Origin of the sequence: Streptomyces sp. NPDC056361 (assembly GCF_042262805.1) — a bacterium.
Classification (GTDB): domain Bacteria; phylum Actinomycetota; class Actinomycetes; order Streptomycetales; family Streptomycetaceae; genus Streptomyces.
Genome location: NZ_JBHJQI010000120.1, coordinates 1 through 26,730, shown reverse-complemented (window position 1 = coordinate 26,730; position 26,730 = coordinate 1). Strand labels below are relative to the sequence as shown.

The 26,730-nt window shown below is 73.6% G+C and carries 23 protein-coding genes and 1 pseudogene; 12 read left to right on the top strand and 12 right to left on the bottom strand.

The features are described 5' to 3' along the window. Positions 1 to 23 precede the first annotated feature (23 nt). Both ACFCY7_RS30225 and ACFCY7_RS30220 read right to left on the bottom strand, forming a co-directional pair. Positions 24 to 485 (bottom strand): hypothetical protein, encoded by a 462-nt coding sequence (locus tag ACFCY7_RS30225; protein WP_376489234.1) that lies wholly within the window; start codon positions 483 to 485, stop codon positions 24 to 26. A gap of 80 nt (positions 486 to 565) precedes the next feature. Continuing rightward, positions 566 to 1,351, bottom strand: coding sequence for a BTAD domain-containing putative transcriptional regulator (locus ACFCY7_RS30220; RefSeq protein ID WP_376489233.1), 786 nt, complete (start codon positions 1,349 to 1,351; stop codon positions 566 to 568). 352 nt (positions 1,352 to 1,703) lie between these two features. Here ACFCY7_RS30220 and ACFCY7_RS30215 point away from each other — a divergent pair, with 352 nt between their 5' ends. After that, complete coding sequence (locus tag ACFCY7_RS30215) at positions 1,704 to 2,690, top strand: helix-turn-helix transcriptional regulator (protein WP_376489232.1); 987 nt, start codon at positions 1,704 to 1,706, stop codon at positions 2,688 to 2,690. Positions 2,691 to 2,746: 56 nt separating this feature from the next. On the opposite strand, the gene ACFCY7_RS30210 is transcribed toward ACFCY7_RS30215, so the two are convergent. From ACFCY7_RS30210 to ACFCY7_RS30200, 3 genes are all read right to left on the bottom strand, one after another. Next, a complete protein-coding gene (locus ACFCY7_RS30210; protein ID WP_376489231.1) occupies positions 2,747 to 3,535 on the bottom strand; it encodes a helix-turn-helix transcriptional regulator in 789 nt (262 codons plus the stop codon). Between the two features lie 123 nt (positions 3,536 to 3,658). Next, complete coding sequence (locus tag ACFCY7_RS30205; RefSeq protein WP_376489230.1) at positions 3,659 to 3,859, bottom strand: hypothetical protein; 201 nt, start codon at positions 3,857 to 3,859, stop codon at positions 3,659 to 3,661. A gap of 193 nt (positions 3,860 to 4,052) precedes the next feature. After that, positions 4,053 to 5,108, bottom strand: a complete 1,056-nt coding sequence (locus ACFCY7_RS30200) for a LuxR C-terminal-related transcriptional regulator (protein ID WP_376489229.1) — start codon at positions 5,106 to 5,108, stop codon at positions 4,053 to 4,055. Positions 5,109 to 5,219: 111 nt separating this feature from the next. Between ACFCY7_RS30200 and ACFCY7_RS30195 the strand changes: the two genes are divergently transcribed. The 4 genes from ACFCY7_RS30195 to ACFCY7_RS30180 all read left to right on the top strand — a co-directional run bounded on the left by ACFCY7_RS30195 (position 5,220) and on the right by ACFCY7_RS30180 (position 9,484). Continuing rightward, on the top strand, positions 5,220 to 5,507 hold the full coding sequence (locus ACFCY7_RS30195; protein WP_376489228.1) for a hypothetical protein: 288 nt from the start codon (positions 5,220 to 5,222) through the stop codon (positions 5,505 to 5,507). A gap of 161 nt (positions 5,508 to 5,668) precedes the next feature. After that, on the top strand, positions 5,669 to 6,979 hold the full coding sequence (locus ACFCY7_RS30190; protein ID WP_376489227.1) for an esterase/lipase family protein: 1,311 nt from the start codon (positions 5,669 to 5,671) through the stop codon (positions 6,977 to 6,979). A 31-nt stretch (positions 6,980 to 7,010) separates the two neighbouring features. Continuing rightward, complete coding sequence (locus ACFCY7_RS30185; protein WP_376489226.1) at positions 7,011 to 8,036, top strand: alpha/beta fold hydrolase; 1,026 nt, start codon at positions 7,011 to 7,013, stop codon at positions 8,034 to 8,036. Then, complete coding sequence (locus ACFCY7_RS30180) at positions 8,033 to 9,484, top strand: carboxylesterase/lipase family protein (protein WP_376489225.1); 1,452 nt, start codon at positions 8,033 to 8,035, stop codon at positions 9,482 to 9,484. The genes ACFCY7_RS30185 and ACFCY7_RS30180 overlap by 4 nt, the downstream gene beginning before the upstream one ends. Before the next feature lie 75 nt (positions 9,485 to 9,559). Here the strand turns inward: ACFCY7_RS30180 and ACFCY7_RS30175 are convergent, their stop codons facing one another. Together ACFCY7_RS30175 and ACFCY7_RS30170 are read right to left on the bottom strand one after the other, a co-directional pair. Then, positions 9,560 to 14,677, bottom strand: coding sequence for a caspase family protein (locus ACFCY7_RS30175; RefSeq protein ID WP_376489224.1), 5,118 nt, complete (start codon positions 14,675 to 14,677; stop codon positions 9,560 to 9,562). A 38-nt stretch (positions 14,678 to 14,715) separates the two neighbouring features. Then, positions 14,716 to 15,507: an SGNH/GDSL hydrolase family protein gene (locus ACFCY7_RS30170; protein WP_376489223.1), complete on the bottom strand. Its 792-nt coding sequence runs from the start codon at positions 15,505 to 15,507 to the stop codon at positions 14,716 to 14,718. A gap of 150 nt (positions 15,508 to 15,657) precedes the next feature. Between ACFCY7_RS30170 and ACFCY7_RS30165 the strand changes: the two genes are divergently transcribed. Further along, positions 15,658 to 16,059 carry a nuclear transport factor 2 family protein gene (locus ACFCY7_RS30165; RefSeq protein ID WP_376489222.1) on the top strand — a complete coding sequence of 134 codons (402 nt, stop codon included), beginning with the start codon at positions 15,658 to 15,660 and terminating at the stop codon, positions 16,057 to 16,059. A gap of 34 nt (positions 16,060 to 16,093) precedes the next feature. Here ACFCY7_RS30165 and ACFCY7_RS30160 read toward each other — a convergent pair whose 3' ends face one another. After that, a complete protein-coding gene (locus ACFCY7_RS30160; protein WP_376489221.1) occupies positions 16,094 to 17,581 on the bottom strand; it encodes a tannase/feruloyl esterase family alpha/beta hydrolase in 1,488 nt (495 codons plus the stop codon). Positions 17,582 to 17,795: 214 nt separating this feature from the next. Between ACFCY7_RS30160 and ACFCY7_RS30155 the strand changes: the two genes are divergently transcribed. From ACFCY7_RS30155 to ACFCY7_RS30145, 3 genes are all read left to right on the top strand, one after another. Beyond that, on the top strand, positions 17,796 to 18,881 hold the full coding sequence (locus tag ACFCY7_RS30155) for a sensor histidine kinase (protein ID WP_376489220.1): 1,086 nt from the start codon (positions 17,796 to 17,798) through the stop codon (positions 18,879 to 18,881). After that, positions 18,875 to 19,519: a response regulator gene (locus ACFCY7_RS30150; RefSeq protein ID WP_376489219.1), complete on the top strand. Its 645-nt coding sequence runs from the start codon at positions 18,875 to 18,877 to the stop codon at positions 19,517 to 19,519. Before ACFCY7_RS30155 ends, ACFCY7_RS30150 begins: the two co-directional genes overlap by 7 nt. Positions 19,520 to 19,603: 84 nt before the next feature. Beyond that, on the top strand, positions 19,604 to 20,185 hold the full coding sequence (locus ACFCY7_RS30145) for a DinB family protein (RefSeq protein ID WP_376489218.1): 582 nt from the start codon (positions 19,604 to 19,606) through the stop codon (positions 20,183 to 20,185). A gap of 118 nt (positions 20,186 to 20,303) precedes the next feature. Here ACFCY7_RS30145 and ACFCY7_RS30140 read toward each other — a convergent pair whose 3' ends face one another. Next, positions 20,304 to 21,215 (bottom strand): LysR family transcriptional regulator, encoded by a 912-nt coding sequence (locus ACFCY7_RS30140; RefSeq protein ID WP_376489217.1) that lies wholly within the window; start codon positions 21,213 to 21,215, stop codon positions 20,304 to 20,306. A 72-nt stretch (positions 21,216 to 21,287) separates the two neighbouring features. Between ACFCY7_RS30140 and ACFCY7_RS30135 the strand changes: the two genes are divergently transcribed. Then, positions 21,288 to 21,680, top strand: coding sequence for a RidA family protein (locus ACFCY7_RS30135; RefSeq protein WP_376489216.1), 393 nt, complete (start codon positions 21,288 to 21,290; stop codon positions 21,678 to 21,680). Between the two features lie 9 nt (positions 21,681 to 21,689). Here the strand turns inward: ACFCY7_RS30135 and ACFCY7_RS30130 are convergent, their stop codons facing one another. After that, positions 21,690 to 23,096 (bottom strand): MFS transporter, encoded by a 1,407-nt coding sequence (locus ACFCY7_RS30130; RefSeq protein ID WP_376489215.1) that lies wholly within the window; start codon positions 23,094 to 23,096, stop codon positions 21,690 to 21,692. Between the two features lie 143 nt (positions 23,097 to 23,239). Between ACFCY7_RS30130 and ACFCY7_RS30125 the strand changes: the two genes are divergently transcribed. Further along, positions 23,240 to 23,827 carry a helix-turn-helix domain-containing protein gene (locus ACFCY7_RS30125; RefSeq protein WP_376489214.1) on the top strand — a complete coding sequence of 196 codons (588 nt, stop codon included), beginning with the start codon at positions 23,240 to 23,242 and terminating at the stop codon, positions 23,825 to 23,827. A gap of 74 nt (positions 23,828 to 23,901) precedes the next feature. After that, positions 23,902 to 24,939 carry a hypothetical protein gene (locus ACFCY7_RS30120; RefSeq protein WP_376489213.1) on the top strand — a complete coding sequence of 346 codons (1,038 nt, stop codon included), beginning with the start codon at positions 23,902 to 23,904 and terminating at the stop codon, positions 24,937 to 24,939. A 15-nt stretch (positions 24,940 to 24,954) separates the two neighbouring features. On the opposite strand, the pseudogene ACFCY7_RS30115 reads toward ACFCY7_RS30120, so the two are convergent. Together ACFCY7_RS30115 and ACFCY7_RS30110 are read right to left on the bottom strand one after the other, a co-directional pair. Continuing rightward, a pseudogene (locus tag ACFCY7_RS30115) lies at positions 24,955 to 25,431 on the bottom strand (IS5 family transposase); the annotation flags it as partial. A 642-nt stretch (positions 25,432 to 26,073) separates the two neighbouring features. Continuing rightward, on the bottom strand, positions 26,074 to 26,553 hold the full coding sequence (locus ACFCY7_RS30110; protein WP_367826989.1) for an RICIN domain-containing protein: 480 nt from the start codon (positions 26,551 to 26,553) through the stop codon (positions 26,074 to 26,076). Between the last annotated feature and the right edge of the window lie 177 nt (positions 26,554 to 26,730).

Here is a 26,730-nt window from a genome sequence, read left to right as displayed (position 1 = left end):
CAGGTCACGGTGCGGCCGAGACGTCAGGAGCGACCGGCCTCGTCGGCGGACGGTCGCCCGGTCCCGAGCTTCCGGGCCCGCTCCAGGTCGCGGGCCAGATGTGCCCGGCGCCGCCCGTTCCTGCGGCGGCTGCGCCGGTCCTCGGGAGTGTCGTACATCAGCTGGGTATGGAAATAGTTGACGTGCTCCAGGACGGCGAAGAGCGTGAAGAGCAGGCCCGGGATGCTCCCGGTCCCGGGGGCGTCGGCCACCGCGAGAACGGTGAGCGGTACGCCGAGACCGAGCAGCACCAGGTTGACCACCCGAGCGGCGGCGAACACCGCCGCCCCGGGAAGCGGCGCGCCGCTACCGGCGGACAGGGCGCGGAGCTTGACCGTCCAGTACGCGGCGCCCTCCAGCAGGAGCAGCGTGACCAGTGCGAACCCGAAGAGGTTGGCGGCCGTCGGCGGCACGCCGACCACGCCGAACCAGATGGCCGTCTGCAACGGGACGTTGACCAGTTCCCCTACGGCGAGCGACCGGAGTCGCCGTCGGACCCGAGCCCCGGCCGACCGGATGCCCGCCGTCACTGGCGCGCCATCTCGGCCACCAGGCGGTGCGCCCGCTCCGTGTCCCAGGTCAGCGCGGCGGCCCGGATGGCCTCGACACCGGGAGGGACGTCCAGGCCCAGTTCGTCGGCGAAGACGGCCCGACATCGCTCGATCACGCCCAGCGCACCGGCCACGTCGCCCTGCGTGCAGTAGGTGGCGGCGAGCAGCTGCCACAGCCGCTGCCGGTAGGGGGCCTCGGCCAGCACGGTCTCGATGCGGTACGAGAGCATCTCGGTCCGATGGGTCAGCAGGCAGGCGGTGAAGAAGTCCTGGCAGGCCTCGAAGCGGGTGTTGCTGAGGCCCACGGTATGCGCGTGGAACCACCGGGTGGCCGGGAGCCGTTGGCCGAACGGGCCGTGCCAGAGGGCGAGGGCCTCGTCCAGGTGGCCGACCGCGGCCCGGTGGTCGCCCGCGGCGAGCAGTTCCTTGCCCTTCCGGGCGAGCTTCAGGAAGCAGGACAGATCGAGTTCGTCCGCGTCGACGCTGAGGGCGTACCCGGTCTCCGCGCCGCGGCTGGTGGTCAGCCGCTTGCTCAGTCCCGGCAGCGCGGAGTCCAGGCCGCGGCGGAGCCCGGTGAGGTGGCTCCTGATGTTGGCCACCGCCGAGCTCGGCGGGTCGTCCCACAACAGCTCGGTCAGCTCGCCCATGCCGACGAACTGTCCCCGGCGCAGGAGCAGCGCGGTGAGCAGCGCGCGGCGGGCCGCCGACTGCGTCTCGGCACCGCCCGCGATCCTCACAGGTCCCAGCAGTCGGAAAAGCATCTGGCTCTGCCACCTCTCGTGTGAAGTGCTGAGGCAGGTACCGGCCCCGGGCCGCAGGGGCCGCCGGCGGTGTCCCCCTCGCGTCGTGTGGTCAGCACCACACCTCCCTCATGACCGAATATGGCAGTGCCCAGGGCGGCGAGGAACAAGGCCTGTTGGCCAGATACGGCCAACCCGATGCAGGATCCGGCCTGATCGCTTCTGGACCGGAGATCCTACTGCTGAGTCACCAGGGGCTCCTGGGGAAACCTTTACCCTTCGGGCACCTCCCTCCTACAATTCCTGCAGCACACGCCGGCCGGATCCTTCCCGACGTCCTCTCCCACGGGAGTGCCTCTTGCTCGTGCACCACATGGCGGTCCTTGGTCTCACTGCGGCGGAAGAGGAGCTCTACCGGCACTTGCTGCGCAACCCCGGCGTCGAACTCGACGAAGTGCACGTCCTGTTGAGGCAGGAACCCCTCTGCTTGGAAGCAGCGGTGCGGCGGCTGCGGGAACTGCACGTCATCCGTGAGGACGACGGCAAGGCGTGGCCGCACAAGCCGGACCTGGTGGTCAACCGGCTGGCCCAGCAGCGCCTGGAGGAGTTCTACAGCACCATCCGCACGCTGTCCGACCTGAAACCCATCGTGGACTCCCTGGCGCGTGACGCGCGCGACCAGGGCCCGAACTCCGAACACGCCCCGGTGGAACGGTTGATGGGGTTATCGGCCATCCGCGAACGTCTGGACGAACTGGCGTTCTTCGCCCGTGCGGAGGTTCTGGCCTCCGAGCCCTACGACGCGCTCACCCCGGAGAACATCAAGCACTCCCGCCCGCTCGACCTGCGCTGCCTGCGCCGCGGCGTCGTCCTGCGCAACCTGGTCCGCGCCTCCGCGGTGGCGGACGACACCACGCGGGCCTACCTCCAGGAACTGACCGCCGCCGGGGCCCGGATCCGGGTGGTCGAGGACCTGAGCGAGCTGATGATCGTGTACGACCACCACACCACGCTGGTGCCGGTGGACCCGAAGAACACCTCCAAGGGCGCCCTCTGCTCGAGCGAGGAGGGGATCGTCACCACCGTCGTCAACAACTTCGAGCGTCTGTGGGCGGGGGCCGAGGAGTTCACCGACCTGGTCGGTCAGGGGGACGACTCGTCGAGCGATCCCGAACTGACCGATCTGCAAGTACAGGTGCTGCGGGCGATGTGCACGGTCGGCAAGGACGAGACCGGCGCCCGCCAGGTGGGCACCGCACTGCGCACCTACCGCCGCCACATATCGGAGCTGATGCGGCTCCTCGGTGCGGAGAACCGCGCCCATGCGGCGTTGCTGGCCCGAGAACGAGGGTGGGTCTGACGGTCGGGTGGGTCTGACATTCGGGTGGGTCTGACAGCCGGGGCGTGACCCGGCCGTCAGCCGTCCCCGAATTCCCGGGCGTCCGTCCACAGCCGCTCGAAGTGGTTGACGACCGTGCTCACCACGCCGGGTTCAGCCGTGACGAACGCGCCCTTGGTGATGTCCGAGGGCTCGACCGGCACCAGCGCGGTCCCGCCGTCGCACACCGCCATCGGGCTGTCCGGGGAGGACAGCACCCGCACCCGAGCGCCCGCGTCGGCCAGTCGGCGCAGGTGGGCGACGGCCACCGGGTCGGTGAGCAGGGACCGCCGCACCAGGAGCCGCACGGTGACGCCGCGCGCCAGCATCCGCAGGCCCAGCGGCAAGGTCAGCCGGAGGACCCGGGGGTCGACCTCCTCGCAGAGCCCACCCGCCAGCACCTCGGAGCGGGTGCTCAGGGCGAGGGCCTCCACCCTCGCCCGCAACGCGGTGGGATCGGTGATCCGCTCCACCAGCCGGCTGTCCTGCGGAGGCGTGTGAGCCTCCTCGGGCCGGCCGACGGCGGCCGCCTCGTCCTCCAGGGAGCGCACCACCGTGTAGACCTGGGCAAGGCTGCGGGTGATGGTGTGCAGCTCGGCCAGCAGCCGCTCGGCCAGCAGGCCCACCACCACCTGCGGCTCCTCCGGCCACAGCGCTCCGTCGCTCTCGACCACGGCGCCCAGGGCCTTCAGCCGCCCCACGGCAGCCGCACCGGCCCCGGGCGGGTGCCAGGGCGCGGCGACGGTCTCGGCGACGCCGCTGCCGGGATGCCTCAACAGGTGGCGGTACGTCTGCTCCTCGGCCGGGGTGATTCCCAGGATCTGCATGCGGTGCATCGGCGGTGCTCCACGGTCGGTCGGTGACGAGGTACTGGAAAGGCGGTGGGTCGCGCGTCGTGCTCGGCACCCGGACCGCTGGACCCACCCCCGTGGCGGGCACGCCGCACAGGGTCAGGTGCCCGGCTTCTCCTGCCAGCCGTTGACCCAACACGCGTTCTGGGGATCGGGACAGCTCCCCGCCGCCACGGCGGCGTCACCGCTCGCCGGTGTGGCGCTCCCCGCGAGGGCGGTGAACGCCCCTGCCGTCGCCAGCGCGGTCAGCATCGCCGCCGCGATCCCTCGGGCGGTCTTGCTGGTGGCGGTACGCATCATGGTTCTTCCCCTCCCGGCGCCCGGCGCCGTTTCCTCAGAGGTGCCCGGGACGAGATCCCCGACCACATCAGAAGCATCGCAGCGAACCCCCTCCTCCACAGGACTCCCCGTTGGCATGCTCCTGCCTCCGCACCGTGCACGATCCTGCCACCGAGCGCGAGCATCGGTGCTCCGTCACGCGGCATGCCCGGGGTCAGGACCCCAACGCCCGCGCCAGGAGCCCGCGGCGGTGGTGCGTGCCCGTCTTCGCGAAGACCGACTTGAGGTGGTCCTGGACCGTGTGGACGGACAGGGACATGGCGTGCGCCGCGGCGCCGGTGTCGGCGCCCTCCGCGAGGAGGCCGAGGAGTTCCGTCTCGCGTGCCGTCAGCCCATGGGCCCGGCAGAACACGTCCAGGCGGTCGGCGGGCGTGGTCTCCTCGATCGTCACGGCGATCTCCCGCCCGGACCGTGGCACTTCGGAGCCCGGGTCGCATTCGATCCGGGCCGCGCGCAGCGTCAGCCACAGCCCCTCGGCGAGGTGTACGCGCGCGCGGGGCGGGTTCGGGTCGATCCCCGCCTCGCCGGCCAAGAGCTGCGCGGCCACGTTGTACGCGGCCGCCGGGATCGGCGCCCGGCCCTCCTCCGGCGGGATCAGACCCGCCAGATAGGCGGGGGCCTCGGGCGTTCGGCCGCGCACCCGCAGGTCTCCGGAGAGCAGCAGCACCAGCGGGCCCGGACGTGCGGCACCCGGCGGGCGGGCCGGGAAGGCCGCGGCCTGGGCGCGCCGGAGGGCCTCGGTGACCGCGTCGCCGACCGCGTCCAGATAGGCCAGGTCCGCGGTGCCGAAATCGGCTCCGTACCGCCACAGATCGAGAAACCCCCAGCATCCGAAGCGGTCGCGGAAGACCGCCGACGCCACGTCCCGCACCCCGGCCGGGCGAAGCAGCTCCGTCCACAGCGGCCCCCTCTCGACCTCCGGCAGACCGCTCAGCGCCGCGGCACCCGTCAGGGAGGTCCAGCGGTCGGCGGAGGTCAGGTACTTGAGCCGGATCAACCGGGGCAGCTCCGGCAGGAAGGGGACCCGGGCCACCGGCGAGCACCCCACCGAGGTCACCGGGTCGGTCAGCAGGAACGCGAAGGCCTCGACGCCCAGCAACCCCCGGAACTCCCGGAGCAGGTGGACCCGGAGAGCGTGCGCGTCCCCGCCGGTCGCGCAGATCCGCAGGACGCGTTCGCGGGAGCGGGCGTGGGAGGCGGGCAGAGCCATGGGCGGAGCGTACGGCCGAAACCCCAGAAATCTGGGATGTACGCGACCGGGCGCCGTCACCCACGCTGGAACCGTTCCCTCGAATCCCACGCGCCTCTGGAAGGAGGAGCCGTGATCACCCTGCACATCGAGCACCCGATCACCGACTACACCGTGTGGAAGCAGGCATTCGACCGTTTCGCCGACGCCCGCCGAGACGCCGGAGTGCTCCGGCACCGGGTGAGCCGCCCCCTCGACGACCCCGCCTACGTCGTCGTCGACCTGTCCTTCGCCACCGCCGAGCGGGCCCACGGCTTCCTGGACTTCCTCCGCACGCACGTCTGGGTGAGTCCCGTGCACGCCCCGGCCCTGATCGGGCCGCCCGTCACACGCCTGCTCGCCACGGAGGAGGAGACCTGACGGGGCGCCGACGTGCCGTTCTCGCACCACTTGCACGGCTCGCTTTGTGTGGCTCACCCATATGCCCCGTGCGTGCGCGTCCGCCTACCGTGTGCGGACCCGGTGCCGGGACGGCCATCGGGCGGACGCGCCAAGAGCGCACGAGCGGGGAAGGCCGGAACATGGCCGACAGAACGAGTCCTGGACGCCGGTGGCGGCTGCGTGCGGCCCGCGTGATGGCCGTGGTGGGGGTCGTCGCGGCCGCCGTGGTGGCGCCACCCGCCGCGGCGAGCGGCGCGACGGCCGCCGCCACACCCTCGTACCTCACCCTCGAGGCGACCTACGGGGCCGGGACCGTCACCAACGGCTGGGAGCGTGTCGAGCGCTATCTCGACACGACCACCGGCTTCCGCACCGAGGGCTTCCCGCCGGACGGCCGCGGTGACCAGGACGGCAAGCGGGTCACGTACTTCGGTGGCGTCTCGCGGCCCTCCTCCGGCCGGTTCCTGCTCTACTCCGCCCCCGGCTGGAACACCGGGAGCCGCACCACCCCCGTCCTCCTGGTGCACGGCGCCAACGACACCGCGGACCGCGCCTGGGCGAACCCCGGCGAATCGGGCGGCTACGGCTGCGGCGCCGCCTCCTGCCCCTCCACCGGGCTCATGCAGTACCTCTCCCAGCGCGGCCACCGCGTCTTCGCCGTCGGCTTCGCCCACAAGCAGGGCGACAACCTGATGCAGGCGCAGATCGTCGGCGACGCCATCGCCGCGATCAAGGCCAAGCTGGGCGTCACCAAGGTGGACCTGGTGGGCTGGAGCAAGGGCGAGATGTCGACCCGCGCCTACGTGTCCTCCCTGAAGCCGAGTTGGGGCCGGACGTACGCCGGCGACGTCCGCAGGCTGATCACCCTCGGGGGCCCCAACGGCGGCTACGACTACCCGTACGCCCACGGCTGGGCGCACGACTTCTCCATCTGGCCCGCGTGCGGCGGCCAGGTCAACGCGCCCTCCCCGCACTCCCACATGACCTGCTACGGCACGTACACCGCCCGCCCCGAGTTCTCCATGACACCGGCCGGCGGCTACGACAACTACCCCGGCCAGCGGCAGATGCTGGCCCGCTGGGACGGCGTGTACGGAGTCGACGGCGCCGCCCAGGACTGGTACACGACGTACTACGGCGGCCAGGGCTTCTACACCGCCGGCAGCGGCATCCAGGCCGCCATCGACGCCGGATCGCTGATCGCCCCGCTGCACGCCGCCGGCGTGCCGGCCACCGTCACCACCTACCTCCTCGCCGGCGGATCCGCCGACATCGTCGGCATCTTCAACGAGAACCGGGGCCCCAGCGACGGCGTCGTCTTCACCTCCAGCGCGCTCGACACCACCGGCATCCCCACCGTCGGCGGCACGGCCACCGTCGCCGCCGCCAACCACCTCGAACTGGGCTGGCACGGTACGGCCGCCGCCCAGGTCGCCACCTGGCTCTCCTGACGCACCCGCCACGACCACAGGACCCGAGGACATGACCGCTCTCCGCACCCGCCGCGTCACCACCGGCAGACTGACCCAGCAGATCACCGAGACCGGGACCGACGGCGAACCCGTCGTCTTCGTCCACGGCAACGTCTCCTCCTCCGCGTTCTGGCACACCACCCTCACCGCGCTGCCGGATCCCTACCGCGCCATCGCCGTCGACCTGCGCGGCTTCGGCGGCACCGACCCGCTGCCCGTCGACGCCACCCGAGGCCTGCGGGACTACGCCGACGACCTCGCCGAGCTGCTCACCGCCCTCGACATCGACCGGGCCCACCTGGTCGGCTGGTCCATGGGCGGCGGGGTGGTCACCCAGTTCCTGCGCGACCACCCCGCCGCCGTCCGCTCCCTGACCCTCGTCAACCCCGTCTCCCCGTACGGCTTCGGCGGCACCCACGGAGCCGACGGCACCCTCAACTCCGAGGACGGCGCCGGATCCGGCGGCGGCACGGCCAACCCGGACTTCGTCAGGCTGCTCGCCGAAGGCGACCTCGGCGAGGACTCCCCGCTCTCCCCGCGGTCCGTCCTCGCGGCCTGCTACGTCAAGCCGCCGCTGCGCCCCGAGCACGAGGACGCGTACGTCGCGGCCATGCTCACCACCCGCCTCGGCGACGACCACTACCCGGGCGACAGCACGGAGTCCGCAGCCTGGCCGGGGATCGCGCCGGGCACCCGCGGCGTGCTCAACTGCCTCGCCCCGATCCACTTCCGCGTCGACGACCTGCACCTGATCGACCCCAAGCCGCCGGTCCTGTGGATCCGGGGCGAGGACGACGTCATCGTCTCCGACACCTCGATGTTCGACCTGGCGCACCTCGGCGCCCTCGGCGCGGTGCCGGGATGGGACGGCACCCCCGCCCAGCCGATGCTGGCGCAGACGCGTCGGGTCCTCGACCGCTACGCGGCGGCCGGCGGCACCGTGCGGGAGGTCGCCGTCGCCGACGCCGGGCACGCCGTGCACATCGAACGCCCCGAGGAGTTCGGCAAGGCCCTCCTGGAGGTCCTGTCCGCATGACCGTGTGCCGCACCCGGCAGGGGGAGGTCCGCGGCCGGACCTCCCCCGACGGGGTGACCTCCTTCCTCGGCATCCCGTACGCCGCCCCGCCCTTCGGCGCCCTGCGGTTCCGGGCACCCGCGCCGCCCGAGCCCTGGACGGGCGTACGCGATGCCACGGCGCACGGGCCGACGGCGCCGCACGCCCCCTACGCCCCGCCCTTCGACGCCCTCATCCCGGAGCACGACATCCCGGGCGAGGACTGCCTGAACCTCGACGTCCGGACCCCGGCGCCGGGGCCGGGCGCCCGCCTCCCCGTGATGGTCTGGCTGCACGGAGGGGCGTTCACCAACGGCTCCGGCTCGGCGTCCGCGTACGACGGAAGCGCCTTCGCCCGGGACGGCGTCGTCAGCGTCACGCTCAACTACCGCCTGGGAGCCGACGGTTTCCTGCACCTTCCCGACCGCCCCGACAACCGGGGTCTGCTCGACCAGATCGCCGCGCTCCACTGGGTCCGGGACAACATCGCCTCCTTCGGCGGCGACCCGGACCGCGTGACGGTCTTCGGCGAATCGGCGGGCGCGATGAGCATCGGCACCCTGCTGACCACCGAGGCGGCCCGCGGCCTGTTCCACCGGGCCGTCCTGCAGAGCGGAGCCTGCCACCACTTCCTGCGCCCGCCGTCGGCCCGCTTGATCGCGGCCCGCCTGGCGGAGAAACTCGGCACCAAGCCGACCCCGGACGCCTTCGAGGCCGTACCCGTGTCCGAACTCATCCAGTCCCAGGCGGAGTTGCGTGCGGAGATCGGCGCGGACCCCGACCCGGCCCGGTGGGGCGAGGCGGTCCTCAACATGATGCCCTTCGAACCCGTCCACTCCGGCCTCACCCTGCCGGGCCCGGACTGCGGCGTCGACCTCCTCGTCGGCAGCAACCGCGAGGAGTACCGCCTCTTCCTCGTCCCGACGGACAGACTCCACGCCTTCCCCGAATCCTCGCTCCGCGCGATGACCGCCGCCTACGGCCTCGACCCCGACGAAGCCCTCCCCGTCTACCGGGCCACCCGCCCGGACGCCACCCCGGGCGAACTCCTCGACGCGGTGGCCACCGACTGGTTCTACCGGATCCCCGCCATCCGCCTCGCCGAATCCGTCCCCGGCTCCCACCTCTACGAGTTCGCCTGGCGCTCCCCCCGCTTCGACGGCGAGCTCGGCGCCTGCCACGCCCTGGAACTGCCCTTCGTCTTCGACCGTCTCGACGACCCGTCGTACGCGCCGCTCCTCGGCGACCACCCGCCCCAGGCCCTCGCGGACGCCGTCCACGGCGCCTGGGTCTCCTTCGCCGAGACCGGCGACCCCGGCTGGCCGGCGTACGACACGACGACCCGCGCGACGATGACCTTCACCGCCACCCCCACCACCGTCCCCGACCCCCGGGCGCCGGAACGGCTCCTCTGGGAGGGCGTCCGCTGACGTGCCCCGGCCGCAGGCCACGCGCCCACGGAGCCGCAGCGCACGCGCGGGCCGGGCGCAGGGCCACCACGGAGCCTAGGGCGTGCCGCCGGGAGGGTGCTCGGGCATGTCCTCGGGCTCCGGTTCCAGCCCGAACAGCGTCGCGTACAGGCGCAGCCGCTCCCGCACCCAAGCGGGCGACTCCCCGACCGCCCGTGCCCGGACGGCCACCTGCTCCGCGCTCACCGTCCCGCCGAGCGCGGGCAGTCTTCCGTCGAGCCGTTCGGAGAGGATCGTCAGGTCCTGCCAGCGCGGTACGGCGTCGGGCACCCCGGTGAGCGGCGGCGCTCCCCCTTCGAGGGCGAGGTAGGGCCTGATCCGCTGCCACGTGCGGCCGACGGGCTCGCCGAGGCGGCCCGCGATGCTGACGAGGTCGAGGGGCGCCAGGGGCGATCCGGCGGGGGAGACGCGGTGGTCGGGGTCGAGGGTCGCGAGGGTGTACGCGTCGGGCGTCTCGGCGGGGAGGGCGGCCACGGCCCCGGCGTCCAGCACGGGTACGAGCGCCCCGATCGCGCGCAGCGGTTCGAGTGCGGCGTACGCCTCCTGTACGTCCTGGTGGCGTGCGCGCGCGTAGACGGCGAGCTTCATCGGGGTCAGCGGGGTCCACCGGGGGCTCTCGCACCACTCGGCGTCGTCATCGTCGTCGTCGACGCCGCAGGTGATCAGGGCGATCGTCTCGTCCCTGGAAGGGCAGAACTTCTTCAGCTCCTTGGGGAGTTCCGCCGCGACCAGGTCCGGCCCCAGCTCCAGGCGGCCCGCCTCGCGGCTCGCCGTCTTCCACAGGTACGACAGCTTCTCGCGGAGCTCCTGGCTCGCGGTGAACAGGACGGCCGACGTGGCGGCGACCGGGTAGTTCGCCGAGTCCCAGGAGGGATCGGGGCCGGAGAACGCGTACCTGCTGGGCGTCGGCAGTTCGTCCCAGGCGCACAGCAGGCGTGCGGCGTCCGGAAGGGACACGGCGGCGGAGCGCAGTTCGTCGAGGGTCCAGGAGAGCTCCTCCCAGCCGGTCGTGTGCGGCCTGACGTAGGCGAGGTCCCGCAGGGACACCCCGTGTTCGAGCCGGACGTCCACGTCGTGCAGCCAGCCCACGAGCGTCCCGGTCTCGGGCGACGGGACGACCGTCCGCCCCGCCGATCCCTTCGTGTACCGACGGCGGTGGACCAGGCCGAGTTCCCGCGCGTGGGCGGCGAGGATCCGCTCCGCCTTGTGCAGCGGGATCTCCCACTCCGCGGCGAGGTCCAGGGTGGCGGCCCACGGCAGCACCGTGCGTCCGTCGCCCGTGTCCACGACGTAGCGCCGCAGGAGATGGAAGAGGTCGTACGGAACCGAGGCCCAGCGCTCCACGGCCACCGGATCGGGAACCGGGCGCAGCCAGCCGAAGTCGGCGACCGTCCGCACGGCCTCGCGCGTCGCGCAGCCCGCCCGGAGCGCCGCCGCCCGGAGGTCCCAGGGGGTGGTGGTGGGCCGCCAGCCGTGCTCGCCGTGCGGGACGTAGAGCAGCGACAGCTCGTCCCGGGTGCACACGTGGTCGCGGTGACGGTCGGGCGCGGAGGGGACGGGATCGGGCAGGAACGGCGCGTACCTGGCACAGGTGTCGGTCAACTCGCCCAGCGGCGTGCGGTATTCCGCGGACGCGCGGACGATTCCGCCGAGGTCCCGCGGCGGGTGCCGGTAGTGGATCTCGTCCTTCGCGCGGTCCTTCCCCGTGGCGGTGCCCCCGAAGCCGACGGTGATGTTGCCGTACGGGTTCCTCTCCGGGCCCAGGAGTCCGGACATGACGTGCAGGTCGGTGTAGTCGGGCTTCCAGTCGAGATCACCGTCGCCGAAGACCGCCGGGGCGGCCAGCCGCGGATGCGCGACGCGCAGGGACCGCGCCGCGCGCAGTACCTCTGAGACCTCCACCCGCTGGGTTTCGGCGACCTTGACGGCGTTCCGCCAGTCCCCTTCGACGTCGTCGGCGATGCGCGACCAGCCCGGCTGGGGCACCGGATGGCCTTCGAGGGACACGGGAGCCGCTTCGCGCTCCCTGCCGAGCCGATGCCCGAGGGCGGCGGTCCGCCACGGCCGGATCGCGTCGTGGAGCCGGCCCTCCTTGCCCCTGCTCCTCGACCGTCCGTCCACGTGCGTGTCCAGCCTGAACCAGCCGACGTCGTCGAGGTCGACCGTGCGGCCCCGGCCGGACGCGACCCGGACGCCCTTGCCCCGCCACTCCCGCCACAGGATCCGGGCGGCGGCGGGGTTGCGCGTCTCCATGGACCAGAGCCAGTCGAGGGTGAGTGCGGGCCACTCGGCCAGCGCGTGAGCCCCCAGGCGGATCTGCTCGTGCGCCCACCGGACGTCGAAGTCCTCCAGCTTGTTGCGGTTGACGCTGAGCTTGCCCCGGTGCTCGCCCGACAGGTTGAGGACGTGCCCGAACACTCCCTTGTCGGTGACGATGCCGTCGCACACGATCGCCCCGCCGCCCTCGACCCACCACAGGGTCCCGGGCACCGCCTCCACGGCGGAGTCGGCGGCGATCGTGAACTTCCCCTCGCCCGCCTGCAGGACGCCCGCCGGCCAGGTGGCCCCCCGGCCGTCCTCGTCCCGCACGTCCAGGGCGAACTCGCTGACCAGGACGTGGGAACGCAGCGCGGACAGACAGGAATCGCCGCTCAGCCGGCGGTCGTTGCGCAGGTAGAGGCGGACGCGGGTGCCGCCGTCCGGGAGGTCCGTGGGACCCCGCTCGTCGACCTCCCGGACCCGGAACAGGCTGCCGCTGACCGGGATCTCGACGCGCAGCGCCTTCTCGGCGGGCCTGCCGTCGGGGCCGACCGGCCGGGTGGTGATCACCATCTCGTCGGCCAGCATGAAGTAGCTGAACACGCCGATGCCGAAACGGCTGTTGGGGTACAGGCGCAGGGTCCTGTCCTGGCGCAGCCAGGCCGCCTGTTCGCGGCGGAACGCCTGGGACTGGTCGAAGCGCCGGCCGCCCTGGGTGAAGGTGCTCCTGAGCTGGCTCTCGGTCATGCCGACGCCGTTGTCGAGGCACTCGACGTAGCGGCGGCCGTGCTCGTCCCGGCCGGTGCGGATGGTGATGCCGCCCGCCCAGGTGCGGGGTGCCTTGCCGCAGCTCCGGAGGTAGCGGACGCGCATGTCGCGGTAGCGGCAGGCGTCCAGGGCGTTCTGGTAGAGCTCCCGCAGGGCGAGCGCGGGCTTCCCGTCGTACAGCTCCTCGCCCATGAGCAGGCGCCGGATCTCCGTCTGGGCCAGGGAGAACCGGGTCAGCGGGACGTCGTACGCGTCGAGGCCGTCCTGCTCGGCGGGCCTCAGGCGGTGGACGGTGAGGCGGGCGGGCAACCCGCCGAGCAGGGCGCCCTCGTCGGTGGGGAGCCGCCTGGCCGACTCGGCGAGGGCGTGGACGAGTTCGTCGGCGTCCTCGACGGCCGAGGTGAGCGCCGCGTGGACCGCGGGGTGCGGGCAGACGGCGTCCAGATGCAGGTAGGCGGGTGCCTCGCCGGTCCGGTCGAGTTCCCACACGGCGTCGCGGAGCACGGTGATCAGCTCGTCCGGCACCACCGGGTCGGAGACCGCGAGGTGCTCGGCGACGACCTCCGGCATCCGCCGGGCGTCGAAGGAGAGCAGTCCCGCCACCCGGAGCAGCGCCGCCAGCGGGCCCGTCCGCAGGCGCTGCGGGGTCTTCCGTACGACGTGGCGCTCGGGGAGCGTGCTCCGCCGGCCGTCGGGCGCGTCCCCGAGGGCGAGTCCCGCGGCCACGGTCCGCAGGGCCGCCGAGAGGTGGGCCGCCCGGCCGGTGGTCGCCGCGCTCCGGGCACCCGCCGGGGGAACCGCCCCGTCGAGCAGCCGGGCCGTGAAGCCGGCGCACCACACCTCGGGCACGGGCTCCTCGTCGGTGGCGAAGCGCTCGGCGATCCACCGGTGGGTCAGCCACAGCGCGACGGCATGGCGGTCGTCCGACGGGTCGGCGTCCCACCAGAACCAGTCCGCGATCTTGTCGGTGATCTGGGGATGGTGCTCGGTGATCTGCTCGTAGTGCCGCCGCAGGTCGTCGGCGTCCGGGCGGCGGTGCACCGACCGCGGGCGGACCTCGGCGGCCTGGCCCAGCCGGTCGGCCCAGGCCGCCTCGTGCAGCAGGACACCGGCGATCAGGGCCGTGACCTCCAGGGCGGACAGCCCGGCGTCCTTGGGCAGCAGCATCGGGAGGACGTCGCGCAGCAGCCGTACGGGGAACTCGTCGTCGGCCCACGGGTCGTCGAGCCGCTGCCGCGCGTGGTGCACGTGCCGGGCGACGTCGGCCGCGAGGACGGCCAGGCACTCCTGGAAGCCGGCGACGGCCTCGTCGTCGCCCGTCGCCACCCGGTCCCAGAGCGCCGGCATCCGCACGGCCTCCTGCCACTCCTCCAGGAAGCGCCTGCCCCCGGCGACCTCGCGCGCCCTGGTCTCCGCCTCCCGATCGGCGCCGTACCGGACCTGGACCCGCTGCGTCCCCGCCCCCGCGCGCCGGGACAGGTTCCGGGTCTCCCGCCGGGCCGCCTCGTACACCTGCTGGACCGTGGTCGCCTCGGTCAGCGGGTCGAAGGCCCGCGCGAGGGCGAGCGAGAAGAAGCTGCCCGACTCCGAGCAGCCGCCCTGCTCGCCGGGCCCGCAGCCGGTCAGCACGGCGAAGCCGGAGCGGGGCGGACCCGTGAGGATGCGGCTTCCGAACGCGGCCCCCGCCGCGTCCTCGGCCGACCGGCACGCGTCGACGAGCCACAGGACGGTGTGGGCGGCGCAGTCGACGAGGTACCGGCTGATGTCGGCCTCGAGGAGGGACTCGCGGACGTGCGGTCGATCCCAACCGCCCCCGGCCGCGCCGGTTCCGGTGGAGGCCCGCGCGTCGGCGGGCACCAGGTAGTCGGTGTCCCCGACGCGCACCCCGTGCCCGGTGAAGTGGAGGAGCAGTGTGCTCCCGGCGGGTGCGGCGGCGGCCAGCGCGGTGATCCGCTCGGTGATCTCGTTGCGCGTCGGGTCGCGCAGCGTCTCGACGGCGTAGCCGCTTCCCCGCAAGGCGGCTTCCATCGCCGCGAGGTCGGCGTCGATGGCGGCCCCGAGGGGCGGGAGGTGCCGGGCGACACCGGGGTTGTCGCTCACACCGATCAAGAGCGCCACACGGCTCACGTCCGCCACCACCGACCCCCTCGGTTCCCCTCCGAAGATCACATGATGACATCCGGGGCGAGGGGAGCGAGGTCGGGGCGTTTGGCGGTGCGGTCGTCCCCGGAGGAGCGGCCGCGCAGCCGGCGGCCGAGCCACGGACCGAGGAACTCGGCGGCCCAGCGCAGCTCGCGGGCCACGCCGTCGGTGCCGTGGCCGGGCGGCGCGGGCAGGGGGCGGGTCCAGGAGTCGTCGCTGCCGGGCAGCGCGAGCGCCTGGGCGACGGCGGCGGCGATGCGCTCGTGGCCGAGGGGGCTGGTGTGCAGCCGGTCCGCGCTCCACAGGCGGAGGTCGCTCGCGACCTCGTGGTCGCCGATCTCCGCCACCACCACGCCGTGCCGCCGCGCGGCCGTGCGGATGCGGTCGTTGAGGGCGACGAGGCGGTGGCGGACGGGCCGGGCCAGCGGGATGACGCGGGTGACGTCCGGGAAGGTGAGGGTGGCGACGAGCGCTCCGCCGGCGGTCAGCGCGGCGAACATCGCCTCCAGGTGGCCGACGGTCTCGTCGGCGTCGAAGCGGGGCCGCAGCAGGTCGTTGACCCCGGCCACCACGGTCGCCAGGTCGGGCCGCAGGGCGAGCGCCGGCGCGAGCTGCTCGGCGTGGACCTGTCCGGCGACGCGGCCGCGGACGGCGAGGTTGGCGTAGCGCAGGTCGGGGTTGTCCCGCGCCAGGTGTTCGGCGAGGCGGTCGGCCCAGCCGCGCAGCCCCGTGGTGTCGTCGCCGTCGCCGACGCCTTCGGTCTGGCTGTCGCCGAGAGCCACGAACCGCGAGAAGCGAACCGGTGTGGCGGTCATGGGCAGGGCCTCTCTCCGGGAGCGGTGCGTGCCGGACCGTCCCGGTTTTCGCATCGTTGATTAGTCGCGAAAGCGAGTATAGACACCTGGCCATGGTGCTCGTAATCTCCGATACACCTATTCAACAAGTTGCCTAGAGGTGAGCGTCCCGTGCATCCCTTCCGCAAGGCCGTAGAGAACCGCGACGAGGCCGCGATCGAGGCGCTCCTCGCCGAGAACGTCGTCTTCACCAGCCCCGTCGCCTTCAAGCCCTACCCGGGCAAGGCCATCACCGCGGCGATCCTGCGCGGCGTGATGCGCGTCTTCGAGGACTTCGCCTACGAACGCGAGATCGCCGACCCCGCCGGCCGCGACCACGCCCTCGTCTTCACGGCCACCGTCGGCGGCAAGCGCATCCAGGGCTGCGACTTCCTCCACTTCGACGAGGAGGGCAGGATCGACGACTTCACCGTCATGGTCCGGCCGCTCTCCGCCGCCCAGGCGCTCGCCGAGGCCATGGGCGCCCAGTTCGACCGCATCGCCCGCGAGGCCGCGGACGCCGCCGGGGAGTGACCGCCGCGTCGCGGGACGCGGCGGCCCTGCCGATTCAGCGGGTGGCGGCGGTCCGGTCGCCCCGGCCGGTGGCGGCGATCGCGCCGGCTCGACGGTTGGTGGCGGTGGTGGCGGTGGTGTCGGCCCGACGGACGGCGGCGGGTGCGTCGGTGCGGCCGTCCGGTCGGCACGGAGGGGTGGGGCGCCGCGTCCACGCCTCCAGGTCGCTCAGGGCGGCGGTGAAGTCGTCGAGCATCGGCCGCAGGTGGTCCGCGTCGAGCGGGACGAGGCCGTCGGTGTGGGCGCCGCCCGGCACCGTGCGGTAGCGGTGCAGCGCGGCGCGGCCCGCGTCGGCGACCATGCGGTGGTAGACGTCGCCGAACGCGGCCGGCGGGGTGAGGGCGTCGAGACTGCCCTGGACGCTGACGAGCGGGCGGCGGATGTTCCCGGTGAGGGAGACCCGTGCCACGGCCTCGTGCACCGCCCGCGGGCGGGACGCGAAGTCGTAGTCCGTGTCGCAGCCGGCCCCGGTGCCCGCGGGGCAGAACGGGGTGCCGGCCCGACCGGCCCCGTCGTAGTCGGGGTCGAGCTCCTCGCGGACCACCCGCTGGAGGAGGTCCCACTGGCGGGCGTGGTGCCAGCCCCACTGCGGCTCGGAGCCCCTCGGGTAGCCGACGGCGTGCAGCTCGGCCGCGGCGGTGCGGTCGCCCTGCTCGTGGCGGGGATAGGCGCGGAGCGCGGGCGGGAGGGTGGCGAGCAGGCCGCCGCCGGGGGTGAAGGTGAGGGCGTTCCAGTCGAGTCCGCCGGTGTACAGGTCCGGCCGGTGTTCGAGCTGCCAGCGGACGAGGTAGCCGCCCGCGGACAGGCCGGCGGCGTAGGTGGAGCGCGGGGCGCGGCCGTAGTGCCGTCCGGCCGCCGCCTTGGCGGCGACGGTGAGTTGGGTGACCCGGCGGTGCCATTCGAGGATCGCGTCGCCGGGGCGCTCGCCGTCCTCGTGGATCTCCGGGCCGGTGTTCCCCTTGTCGGTGGCGGCGTACGCGTACCCCCTCGCGAGGACCTGGTCGCTGATGATCCGGTCGTTGGCGTACTGCTCGCGCAGCCCCGGCGGGCCCGCGACGACCAGCCCGCCGTTCCAGTCGTCGGGCAGCCGGATGACGAACTGGCTGTCGTGCCGCCAGCCGTGGTTGGTGTTGGTCGTGGACGAGTCGGGGAAGTAGCCGTCGACCTGCACGCCCGGCACCCCGGACGGGGTCGTCGTGCCGGGGGCCTCCAGACCCGCCCAGTCCGCCGGATCGGTGTGCCCGGTGAGCCGGGTGCCCGTCGTGGTCAGATCGGCGAGGCGGGCGGAGACGGTGTACTCGGCGCCGGGGACGCGTACCCCGGCGGGCCCGGTCGGACCGGACGCCGGGGCGTACGGGCCGGCCGTCCGGGCGTACGGGCCGGCCGTCGGAAGGGGAGCGGCGGTGGCCGGAACGGCCAGGACGGTGGCCGTCAGGAGCGGTGCGACGGCCAGGCAGCGGAGGCGCGGGGAACGACTGCGCATGGAACCTCATCTCGTGGTGGGCTGACCCCGAGGAATCTAGGAACCGCAGGTCACCGGGGGTAAGTACGGAACGGCAGGGGTGGCCTGACCAGGAAGGCACATGACCATCGGTCACCTTCCTTGCAGGGTGGGCGACTTCGTGCCGACGCCCTCGTTCCGTCCGCGTACGCTGCGGGAGCCGTGCGTCCGCGCGGGAGTCCCCGGAGGAGGCCCGATGCCGCGCCCTGTGCCCTGGATACCCACGGTCCTGTACGGGGCCGTGCTGGCCGGAGGCGTCTACTACGCCCTGATCGGACCGGGCTTCGGTCTCCGCACCGCCGCGTTCGCCGCGCTCCTGTGCGTCCTGGCCGCGCTGGACGGGCGGGCCTGGCGGATCCACGGGACCGCCGTCTTCGCCCTCAGGGTCGCCCTGCTCGGTGCGGTGGCCGCCCTCGACACCTCGGGGCTTTCGCGGGTGCTGTTCGTACTGGTGCCGTTCCTGGGGTTCTTCGCGTTCGGGCCGGCCGCGGGGATGTGGCTCGGCGCGGGCTGCGTGGCACTGCTCGCGGGCGCGTTCACGGCGTGGGTGCCGGACTGGGAGGTGCGCGCCGAGTACATCGCGGACCTGCTGATGTTCTCCCTCGGAGTCGTCCTCGCCCTGGCCATGGCGGCGGTGGCCGTACGGGAACAGCGGGCGCGGGGCCGGCTCGAAGGCACCCTCGCGCAGGTGGCGCAGCTGTCGGCGGCCCGGGAGCGCAACCGTCTCGCGCGCGAGATCCACGACAGCCTCGGGCACCATCTCACCGCGATCGGCGTCCAGTTGGAGAAGGCCGAGGCGTTCGCCTCGCTCGACCCGGCGGGCTCGGCCCGGGCCGTGGCGCACGCCCGCTGGTCCGCGGGCCGGGCCCTGGACGAGGTGCGGGCCTCCGTGCGCACCCTGGGCCCCGAGGCGGAGGCGGAACCGGTGGGCCTCTCCCGTACGCTGGCCGACCTCGTCCACCACCTCGACGGCGGCGCCCACCGCATCTCCCTCGACGTGTCGGGCACCGAGCGGCGGCCGCTCCTCGTCCTGTACCGGGCCGCGCAGGAGGGACTCACCAACGCCTGCCGGCACTCCGGCGCGAGCGCGATCCACGTCAGGGTCCGCTACGACGACGACGGCGCACGCCTCTCCGTCACGGACAACGGCCGCGGCCTCGACGGCGCGGAGGAGGGCTTCGGCCTGGCCGGACTGCGCGAGCGGGTCCGGCTCGCCGACGGGACGGTGGACCTGCGCAGTTCGGACCGGGGCACCGTCCTCACGGTGGGGGTGCCGTGGTGACCGGGCCCGGGGGAGCGGAGGCGGCGGACGTGCGGGTGCTCGTCGTCGACGACCAGGACCTCGTGCGCGAGGGCATCGCCGCGCTCCTCGGCATCCAGCCCGGCATCGACGTGGTGGGGAGCGCGCGGGACGGCGCCGAGGCCGTGGAGGAGGCCGAGCGGTGCCGCCCCGACGTCGTGCTCATGGACATCCGGATGCCCGGCACGGACGGCGTGGCCGCCACGGCCCTGCTCCGCCGCCGGCTGCCGGGCTGCCGGATCGTGATGCTGACGACCTTCGACGACGACGAGTACGTCGGCCGGGCCCTGAAGGCGGGCGCGGTCGGCTACCTCCTGAAGAACCTGCCCGCGGCCCGGCTCGCCGAGGCCGTCCGGCTGGCGCACGCCGGCGTCGCCCAGTTCGACCAGACCGTCCTCGCCGCCCTCGCGGCCGGCGGTCCCGGCCCCGACCCGCTGACGCCCCGCGAGACGGAAGTGCTCCGCCTCATCTCCGCCGGCGCGACGAACAAGGAGATCGCCGCCCGGCTCTACCTCAGCGAAGGCACCGTCAAGAACCACATCTCCCGCGTACTGAGCCGCCTCGGCCTGCGCGACCGTACCCAGGCCGCCCTCTACGCCCGGGACAACGGGCTGGTCTGAACGCCCCCCCATCTTGCGAAAGATGATGAAAGAAATTGCAGAAAGGGGTTGACCGTCGCTTCGATCGAACGAGAGGGTCGCCCCATGCCCGCACACGTACCGCCGGTCGCCGACGAGCGCGACGGCCTCCTCGCCTACCTCGCCCAGCAGCGCCGGCACCTGCGCGCCACCGCCCACGGCCTGACGGACGATCAGGCCAGGGCGACGCCCACCGCGAGCGAACTCAGCATCGGCGGGCTGATCAAGCACGCGGCCCGCTGCGAGGCCGGCTGGACCGACCTCGTCCTCCAGCGCCGGCGGGGTCCGCAGCGCGCGGCGGACGAGAGCGACGCCGACGAGTTCCGCCTCGCCCCGGGCGAGACCCTGGCGGGCGTGCTCGACCAGTACGAAGCCGCGATCCGCGAGACCGACGAGGTCGTCGCCGGCATCGCCGACCTCGGCCGGCCCGTCCCCGTCCCGCAGGGCCTGCCCTGGTTCCCCGCCGACGTGCCCGCCTGGTCGGTCCGCTGGGTCCTGCTCCACCTCATCGAGGAGACCGCCCGCCACGGCGGCCACGCCGACATCATCCGCGAGACCATCGACGGCGCCACCCTGTTCCCCCTGCTGGCCGCCGCCGAGCAGTGGCCCGACCCGTGGTTCCGGCCGTGGCAGGCGCCGACCGGCTGAGCGGTCGGCAGGCCGAGGGGCCGTCGGGTAGGGCGGCCGACCTTCCGGCGGCCCGACCGGCTGCCCCTCCCGGCTGCCCCTCCCGGCTTCCTGCGCGGCGGCGGTCGGAAGCGGCCGGCTACGGCCGCGCGCGTGGCGGTACTTCGGCGAGTGTCGTCAGGAGACCGGCGACGAGCGGGTCCCCGTCGTCGAGACGCCGGGCGACGGCGACCCGCGTACGCGGGGCGCCCGGCTCGATCCGGCGGAAGGCCACGCCCTTGAGGCGGATGCGGCGGATGCTCTCCGGCGCCAGGGACACCCCCAGGCCGGTCTCCACCAGGGCGCAGACCGTCTGCCACTCCACGGCGTGCTGGACCACCTCGGGCGAGAAGCCCGCCGCCGTGCACAGGCCGGTGATCCGGTCGTACAGCCGGGGGCCGACGGCCCGGGGCAGGAGGACGAACGGCGAGTCCGCCAGCTCCTCGACGCGGACCGACCGCCGGGCGGCGAGGGGGTGCGCGGACGGCAGGACGGCCACGAAGGGCTCCGTCAGGACGGTCTCGAAGACGAGCTCCGGATCGTCGGCGGGCGGCTCGCGCAGCAGGCCGATGTCGATCGTCCCCTCGCGCAGCGCGGCCAGTTGCGGCGTGGTCGTCATCTCGTGGATGTCCAGACGCACGGCGGGGAACCGCTCCCGGTGCGTCCGCAGCAGGCCGGGCAGGACGGTCAGGGCGAGCGACGCGGCGAAGCCGATCCGCAGGCGCCCCGCCCTGCCGCCGCCCACCTCGCGGGCCGCCGCCAGGCCGTCCGCGAGACCGGTGAGGGCGCCCCGGGCGGCGGGAAGCAGCTCCCGGCCCGCCGGCGTGAGGGTCACGCGTCCCGGCTCGCGCCGGAACAGCGGATGGCCGACCTTGTCCTCCAGGCGCCGGATCTGCTGGCTCAACGGCGGCTGGGCGATGCCCAGTCGGGACGCCGCGTGCCCGAAGTGGAGTTCCTCGGCGAGGACGACGAAGGCGTGCAGCTGCGCGAGGGGAAGTTCGGGTCGCTCCATACGCCCAGAGATATCACGCGGCACCTGAACCGGTATTGGACGTATATGTGCCGCTCACCTAGCGTTTGGCGCATGACAGAGCGACGCTCCCTCCTCAGCGGCTCCACCTTCGAGGAACAGATCGGCTACGCGCGCGCCGTCGTCGACGGAGACTGGGTGCACGTGTCCGGCACCACCGGATTCGACTACTCCACCATGACCGTCTCCGACGACGTGGTCGCCCAGGCCGAGCAGGTCCTCCGCAACATCGACACGGCCCTCGCCCAGGCCGAGTGCACCTTCGCCGACGTCGTCCGCGTGCGCTACCTGCTGCCCGACCGGGCCGACTTCGAGCCCTGCTGGCCGGTCCTGCGCCGCGCCTTCGGCGAGGTCAGGCCGGCCGCCACCATGCTCGTGTGCGGCCTCGCCGACCCCCGTATGAAGATCGAGATCGAGGTGTACGCACGACGGGCCGTCGCGGCCTGAGGGAGGCCGTCACCGCCCGGACCCCACCGCGCCCCGGGACCCCGCGGTGCGCGCCACGACGAGCAGGAACAGGCCGCAGGCCGACACGAGAAGCCAGCCCGGACGGCTCGCGGCGGCCAGGTCGGCGGGCCCGCTGCCCGCGACGAGACCGCCGGCCACGGCGATGCCGACCGCCGCGCCGACCTGACGGGCCGTGGACGTGATCGCACCCGCCACCCCGGCCCGGGACGACGGCAGACCGCTCACCGCGGTGTTGGTCAGCGGGGCGTTCGCGAAGCCGAAGCCGATGCCGATCAGCAGGAGGGCGCACAGGATCAGCGGCACCGCGGTGTCCTGGTCGAGGCCCACCAGGCACAGACCGCCCGCCGCGATGAAGGCGCCTGCGAGGACCAGCGGGCGCCGGGGCCCGAGCCGGCCGACCATGCTGCCGGCCCACGGCGCGCACACGGTCGCGCCGAGCGCCATGGGCAGCGTCGCGGCGCCCGTCGCGAGCGGCGTCCAGCCCCGCGCGTGCTGGAGGTAGAGGGTGTCGAGCAACAGGGTCGTGTTCAGCGCGGCGAACACGGCCGTCGCACCGAGCACCGCCGTGGCGAACGACGGCCGCCGGAACAAGGCCAGGTCCATCAGGGGTTCGCCGCGCCGCAGTTCGGCCCGTACGAAGCCGGCCACGGCCGCCGCCGTCAGCACGTAGCCACCGAGGGCCACGGACGACGTCCAGCCGATCCGGGGGCCTTCGATGAGAAGCCCGACGGAGAGGCAGAGCACCGCGGTCAGCAGCACCTGGCCGGGCAGATCGAGGCGGCGGGCCCGCTCGCCGCGCGACTCCGGCACGAAGACGGCGACCAGGACGAGCGCCGCGACCACGACCGGCGCGTTGATCCAGAACACCGAGCGCCAGCCGAACGAGGCGATCAGCGCCCCACCGGTGACCGGACCCGCCGCCATGCTCAGCCCGAAGACCGACGCCCACACCCCGATCGCCCGGGCCCGCTCCCGCGGATCCGGCATCGCGTTCACCACGATCGCCAGGGCCACCGGACTCAGCATCGACGCCCCGATCCCCTGCACCGCCCGGGCGGCGACGAGGACCTCCAGGGACGGGGCGGCGGCGCACGCCAGGGACGCCAGGCCGAAGACGAGCAGCCCGCACCGGAAGACCCGGCGGCGCCCGAAGCGGTCCGCGAGGGCGCCCGACACGATGAGCAGGCTGGCCATCACGACGGTGTAGGCGTCGACGACCCATTCGAGACCCCGGGTGCCCACGTCGAGGCCCCGCCCGATCTCGGGCAGCCCCACGTTGACGATGGTGGTGTCCACCCCCACCAGGAACATGCTGAGCGCGCAGACCGCCAGCACCGTCCAGCGTCTGCGCGCGCTGAGCGGGGCGGGTGGAGTGGCCAGGGACGTGGTGAGCACGAGAGCTCCCCCTTCGGCAGGATCCCTACGGCGGGACCGGACGCCGCCCAGGTTCGGACCGGGGAACGGCCGACGACCAGGAACTTTGCGAAGACCGCAAAACGGCCGCGCCGACACCCGGCCCCCGACCGCACAATGCCCCCATGGACGCCGAACTCGCCGCACTCATCGACAGCATCGGACCACGCCTCCGCGCCCTGCGGCGCGACCGCGGCCTCACCCTCGAAACCCTCGCGGCGGACACCGGAATCTCCGTCAGCACCATGTCCCGCCTGGAATCCGGCCTCCGGCGACCGACCCTCGACCTCCTCATCCCCCTCGCCCGCGCCCACCGCGTCGCCCTCGACCGGCTCGTGGCCGCCCCCGCCACCGGCGACCCCCGCGTCCACCTCACCCCCCGCAGCCGCGCACCCGGCAGCGTCCTCGTCCCCCTCACCCAGTACCCCGGCCGCGTCCAGGTCTTCAAGCAGGTCCTCGCCCACCGCGCACCGCGACTCGTCACCCACTCCGGCTACGAATGGCTCTACGTCCTCGCCGGCGACCTCCGCCTCATCCTCGGCGAACGCGACGTCACCCTCCGCCCCGGCGAGGTCGCCGAGTTCGACACCACCGAACCCCACTGGTTCGGCCCCGCCGGCCCCGAACCCGTCGAGATCCTCCACCTCTTCGGCCCCCACGGCGACCAGGCCGTCGTCCGCACCGCCCCCGACGACGAGCGCCCGGGCGGGTGATCGCGTCGGTCAACCGGCGCAGCCCGGACGGCCACGCCCGTCCCACCCGCGCACGGACGGCCACAGTGAGCGGCGTGGATGTCGACAAGGTCACCGACGAGCTGTACGCGCTCAAGCCCGCCGAGTTCGTCCCGGCACGGGACCGGCACGTGGCCCGGGCCCGCCGAGCGGGGGACGCCGCCGCCGCGAAGGCCCTCGCCGCCCTCCGCCGCCCGTCCGTCGCCGCCTGGGCCGCCAACCTCCTCGCCCTGCGACGACCCCGGGAAGCACAGGACTTCCTCACCCTCGGCGAAACCCTCCGCGAGGCCCACCGCACCCTCGACGCCGATCGCCTCCGCGAGGCGAGCCGCCGACAGCACCAGCGCGTGACCGCACTCGCCCGCGAGGCCGCCGAGCTGGCCCGCGAAGCCGGACAACCCGTCAGCGCCACGGTGTCGTACGAGATCGAGCAGACCCTCCACTCCGTCCTCGCCGACCCGGACACCGCGGCACGCTGGTCGAAGGCCCGGCTCGTGAAACCGCCCTCCGCCGCCGTCGGCTTCCCTGACGCCGCTCCGGAGGCGGTGGCCGCCCGCTCGTCCGAGGCGCATCCCGCGCCGACACAGGGAAAGCCCGGGCGCGTGTCCCGGGGGACTGCCGGACGCACGGCTTCGGGCAAGGGCGGGCACACGCCTTCGAGGAAGACCGGGGGCACGGCTTCGGCGAAGGCGGCCGGGCGCACGGCCTCGGCGAAGACGGCCGGGCGCAAGGCTTCCGGCAAGGCCGGACGTACGGCTCCGGTCGCGGCCGGGCCCGCCACGCCGGAGCCCTCGCGCGAGCTCGTACGGGCGCGGGAGACGGCCGAGGAGGCGGTCGAGGCGGCCGGGCTGCGCGAGCGGGAGCTCCACGAGGCGCGGGACGCGCGGCGGGCCACCGCCGAGCAGGCCGAGGAGACGGCGGACCGGGTGCGGCACCTGGAGCAGGAGCTGCGGGCGGCCCGGCGCACCGCCCGCGACGCCGCCGCGGCCGGTGCCGAGGCCGGTGCGGCGGTGACGGCCGCCGAACGGGCCCTGCAGGACGCGCGCGGGGCCGCCGCGCGGGCCGCCCGTGAGGTCGAGCGCCTGGAGCGCTAGGGCGTGTCCGGAAAGTCATGGGAGCCAGAGTTGGAGGCAGGCGAGGGTGACCATGGCTTGGTAGTGCCGGGCTCGCTTGTCGTATCGGGTGGCAAGAGCCCGGTTCTGCTTGAGCCGGCTGAAGCAGCGTTCGACCACGTTGCGGCGCCGGTAGGCCGCCTTGTCGAGGCGGCAGCGGGCCTCACCGCGGCGGATGCGGCCGTTGACCTGGTCGATGCGTTCGGGGATGGTGCAGGCGATGCCGCGTCGTCGCAGGTAGGCGCGGATCTTGCGGGCCGAGTAGCCCTTGTCCGCGACGACGCGGTCGGGCCGGGTTCGGGGCCTGCCCGGCCCCGGCCTGGCGATCCTGATCCGGTCCATGACCGCTTCGAACCGGGTGCAGTCGTTCACGTTCCCGCCGGTCAGCGTGAACGCGAGGGGCCGGCCCTGGCCGTCGCAGGCCAGGTGGATCTTACTGGTCAGCCCGCCGCGTGACCGGCCGAGCGCTTCACCCGGCCAGGGCACACAAAAGGCCGGCACCCTTGCCACCGATGCGGGTGGTACGGCGTGCCGGCCGAGCCGAAATCCTCCGAGAAGGAATCCAGTGAGAGCAAAGCCTCCTAACAGCTGTTCCGAATAAGGACGTGAGCTGGAGGTTTGCCTGCCGGTACGGTCCACACGTGGTTCTTGGCCCGGCCGCGGGGCTGGCGTCATCAGGCGTGGGAGACCGACCGCGTACAGGCGCCGGTGCTGGTCGATGTGGACGGCCATGCCCGCAGCCCGTGGGTCACGTGGTTCACCGATTGCGCGACGAACGCGATCACGGGGGTGGCGGTCACGCCGGGGCATCCGTCACGGGAGTCGGTACTGGCGGGCTCGCTGGGAGACGGTTCGGCCCGGCGGGCTCGTCGTGGTCCTCGCGCACAGCGGGTTCGACGGTACGCCGAGCAGGCGGCGAGCGCTGCTGGTGGGACCCGGGCATCGTCCTGTGCGAGGACTACGACGGCCTCGCCCGCGGCAACCATCACCGCGACAGCATCTCGTGGTCCGATGGCCTGTGACGGAGCATGAGTTCCATCAGCTGCCCGGGGCGGGAGTCGGTCACGACGGGTGCGGGGTGAAAGCGTGGACCGCTCACACCCCGCCGCGGAATCGTCAGTAGACCAGGCCCCACGCCTGGGCGGTGTTGAACTCCGGGTTGCAGGTCCACAGGGTCAGCCAGGTTCCGTTGGCCGAGGAGTTGCCCTTGTTCGTGATGCACTTGCCCCCGAACTTGGTCCAGGTCCGCTCGGAGTTGCCGATGAACACCTGCGGGCTGGTGTCGCTCCAGTCGCAGGTCCACAGGGTCAGGACCGTGCCGTTGGTGGCGGAGGCGTTGCCGCGCGGGGTCAGGCACTTGCCGCTGACGTCGTGCACGATGTGCTGGTTGAGCCAGTGCCAGTTCTGCAGGTTGCTGCCCGTGCAGGACCAGACGGTGATGACTGCCCCGTTGGCGGTGCTGTTGCCCTCGGGTGTGGCGCAGCTGCCCAGGTTGTAGAGCCGGTTGCCGGCGGCGTTGGCCGTGCCGGTCGACAGGACACTGACGCCGAGCGCGGTGAGCAGTGCGATGAGTAGGGCGGACGCCTTGCGTATCATCTCGGTCTTCCTCGAAGGTTGCCGGCCCCGCGGGCGGGGGTGGCGGTGATGTGATGGTTGCCGGCCGGAAGGGCGGGGACACCTGTCCGCGCCGCGCGGCCATGAGCGCAGATCATGAGGATCGACGCGGCATGGCAGCGTTCGTCGCCCGGGCGGGTGTCCGGCAACAGTGAATCT

What these genes read in the sequence shown, in the direction of transcription:
- ACFCY7_RS30220 (WP_376489233.1), bottom strand. Translation starts at nt 1,351, where the DNA reads ATGCTTTTCCGACTGCTGGGACCTGTGAGGATCGCGGGCGGTGCCGAG.
- ACFCY7_RS30215 (WP_376489232.1), top strand. Translation starts at nt 1,704, where the DNA reads ATGGCGGTCCTTGGTCTCACTGCGGCGGAAGAGGAGCTCTACCGGCAC.
- ACFCY7_RS30210 (WP_376489231.1), bottom strand. Translation starts at nt 3,535, where the DNA reads ATGCAGATCCTGGGAATCACCCCGGCCGAGGAGCAGACGTACCGCCAC.
- ACFCY7_RS30205 (WP_376489230.1), bottom strand. Translation starts at nt 3,859, where the DNA reads ATGATGCGTACCGCCACCAGCAAGACCGCCCGAGGGATCGCGGCGGCG.
- ACFCY7_RS30200 (WP_376489229.1), bottom strand. Translation starts at nt 5,108, where the DNA reads ATGGCTCTGCCCGCCTCCCACGCCCGCTCCCGCGAACGCGTCCTGCGG.
- ACFCY7_RS30190 (WP_376489227.1), top strand. Translation starts at nt 5,669, where the DNA reads ATGGCCGACAGAACGAGTCCTGGACGCCGGTGGCGGCTGCGTGCGGCC.
- ACFCY7_RS30185 (WP_376489226.1), top strand. Translation starts at nt 7,011, where the DNA reads ATGACCGCTCTCCGCACCCGCCGCGTCACCACCGGCAGACTGACCCAG.
- ACFCY7_RS30180 (WP_376489225.1), top strand. Translation starts at nt 8,033, where the DNA reads ATGACCGTGTGCCGCACCCGGCAGGGGGAGGTCCGCGGCCGGACCTCC.
- ACFCY7_RS30170 (WP_376489223.1), bottom strand. Translation starts at nt 15,507, where the DNA reads ATGACCGCCACACCGGTTCGCTTCTCGCGGTTCGTGGCTCTCGGCGAC.
- ACFCY7_RS30160 (WP_376489221.1), bottom strand. Translation starts at nt 17,581, where the DNA reads ATGCGCAGTCGTTCCCCGCGCCTCCGCTGCCTGGCCGTCGCACCGCTC.
- ACFCY7_RS30155 (WP_376489220.1), top strand. Translation starts at nt 17,796, where the DNA reads ATGCCGCGCCCTGTGCCCTGGATACCCACGGTCCTGTACGGGGCCGTG.
- ACFCY7_RS30145 (WP_376489218.1), top strand. Translation starts at nt 19,604, where the DNA reads ATGCCCGCACACGTACCGCCGGTCGCCGACGAGCGCGACGGCCTCCTC.
- ACFCY7_RS30140 (WP_376489217.1), bottom strand. Translation starts at nt 21,215, where the DNA reads ATGGAGCGACCCGAACTTCCCCTCGCGCAGCTGCACGCCTTCGTCGTC.
- ACFCY7_RS30135 (WP_376489216.1), top strand. Translation starts at nt 21,288, where the DNA reads ATGACAGAGCGACGCTCCCTCCTCAGCGGCTCCACCTTCGAGGAACAG.
- ACFCY7_RS30125 (WP_376489214.1), top strand. Translation starts at nt 23,240, where the DNA reads ATGGACGCCGAACTCGCCGCACTCATCGACAGCATCGGACCACGCCTC.
- ACFCY7_RS30110 (WP_367826989.1), bottom strand. Translation starts at nt 26,553, where the DNA reads ATGATACGCAAGGCGTCCGCCCTACTCATCGCACTGCTCACCGCGCTC.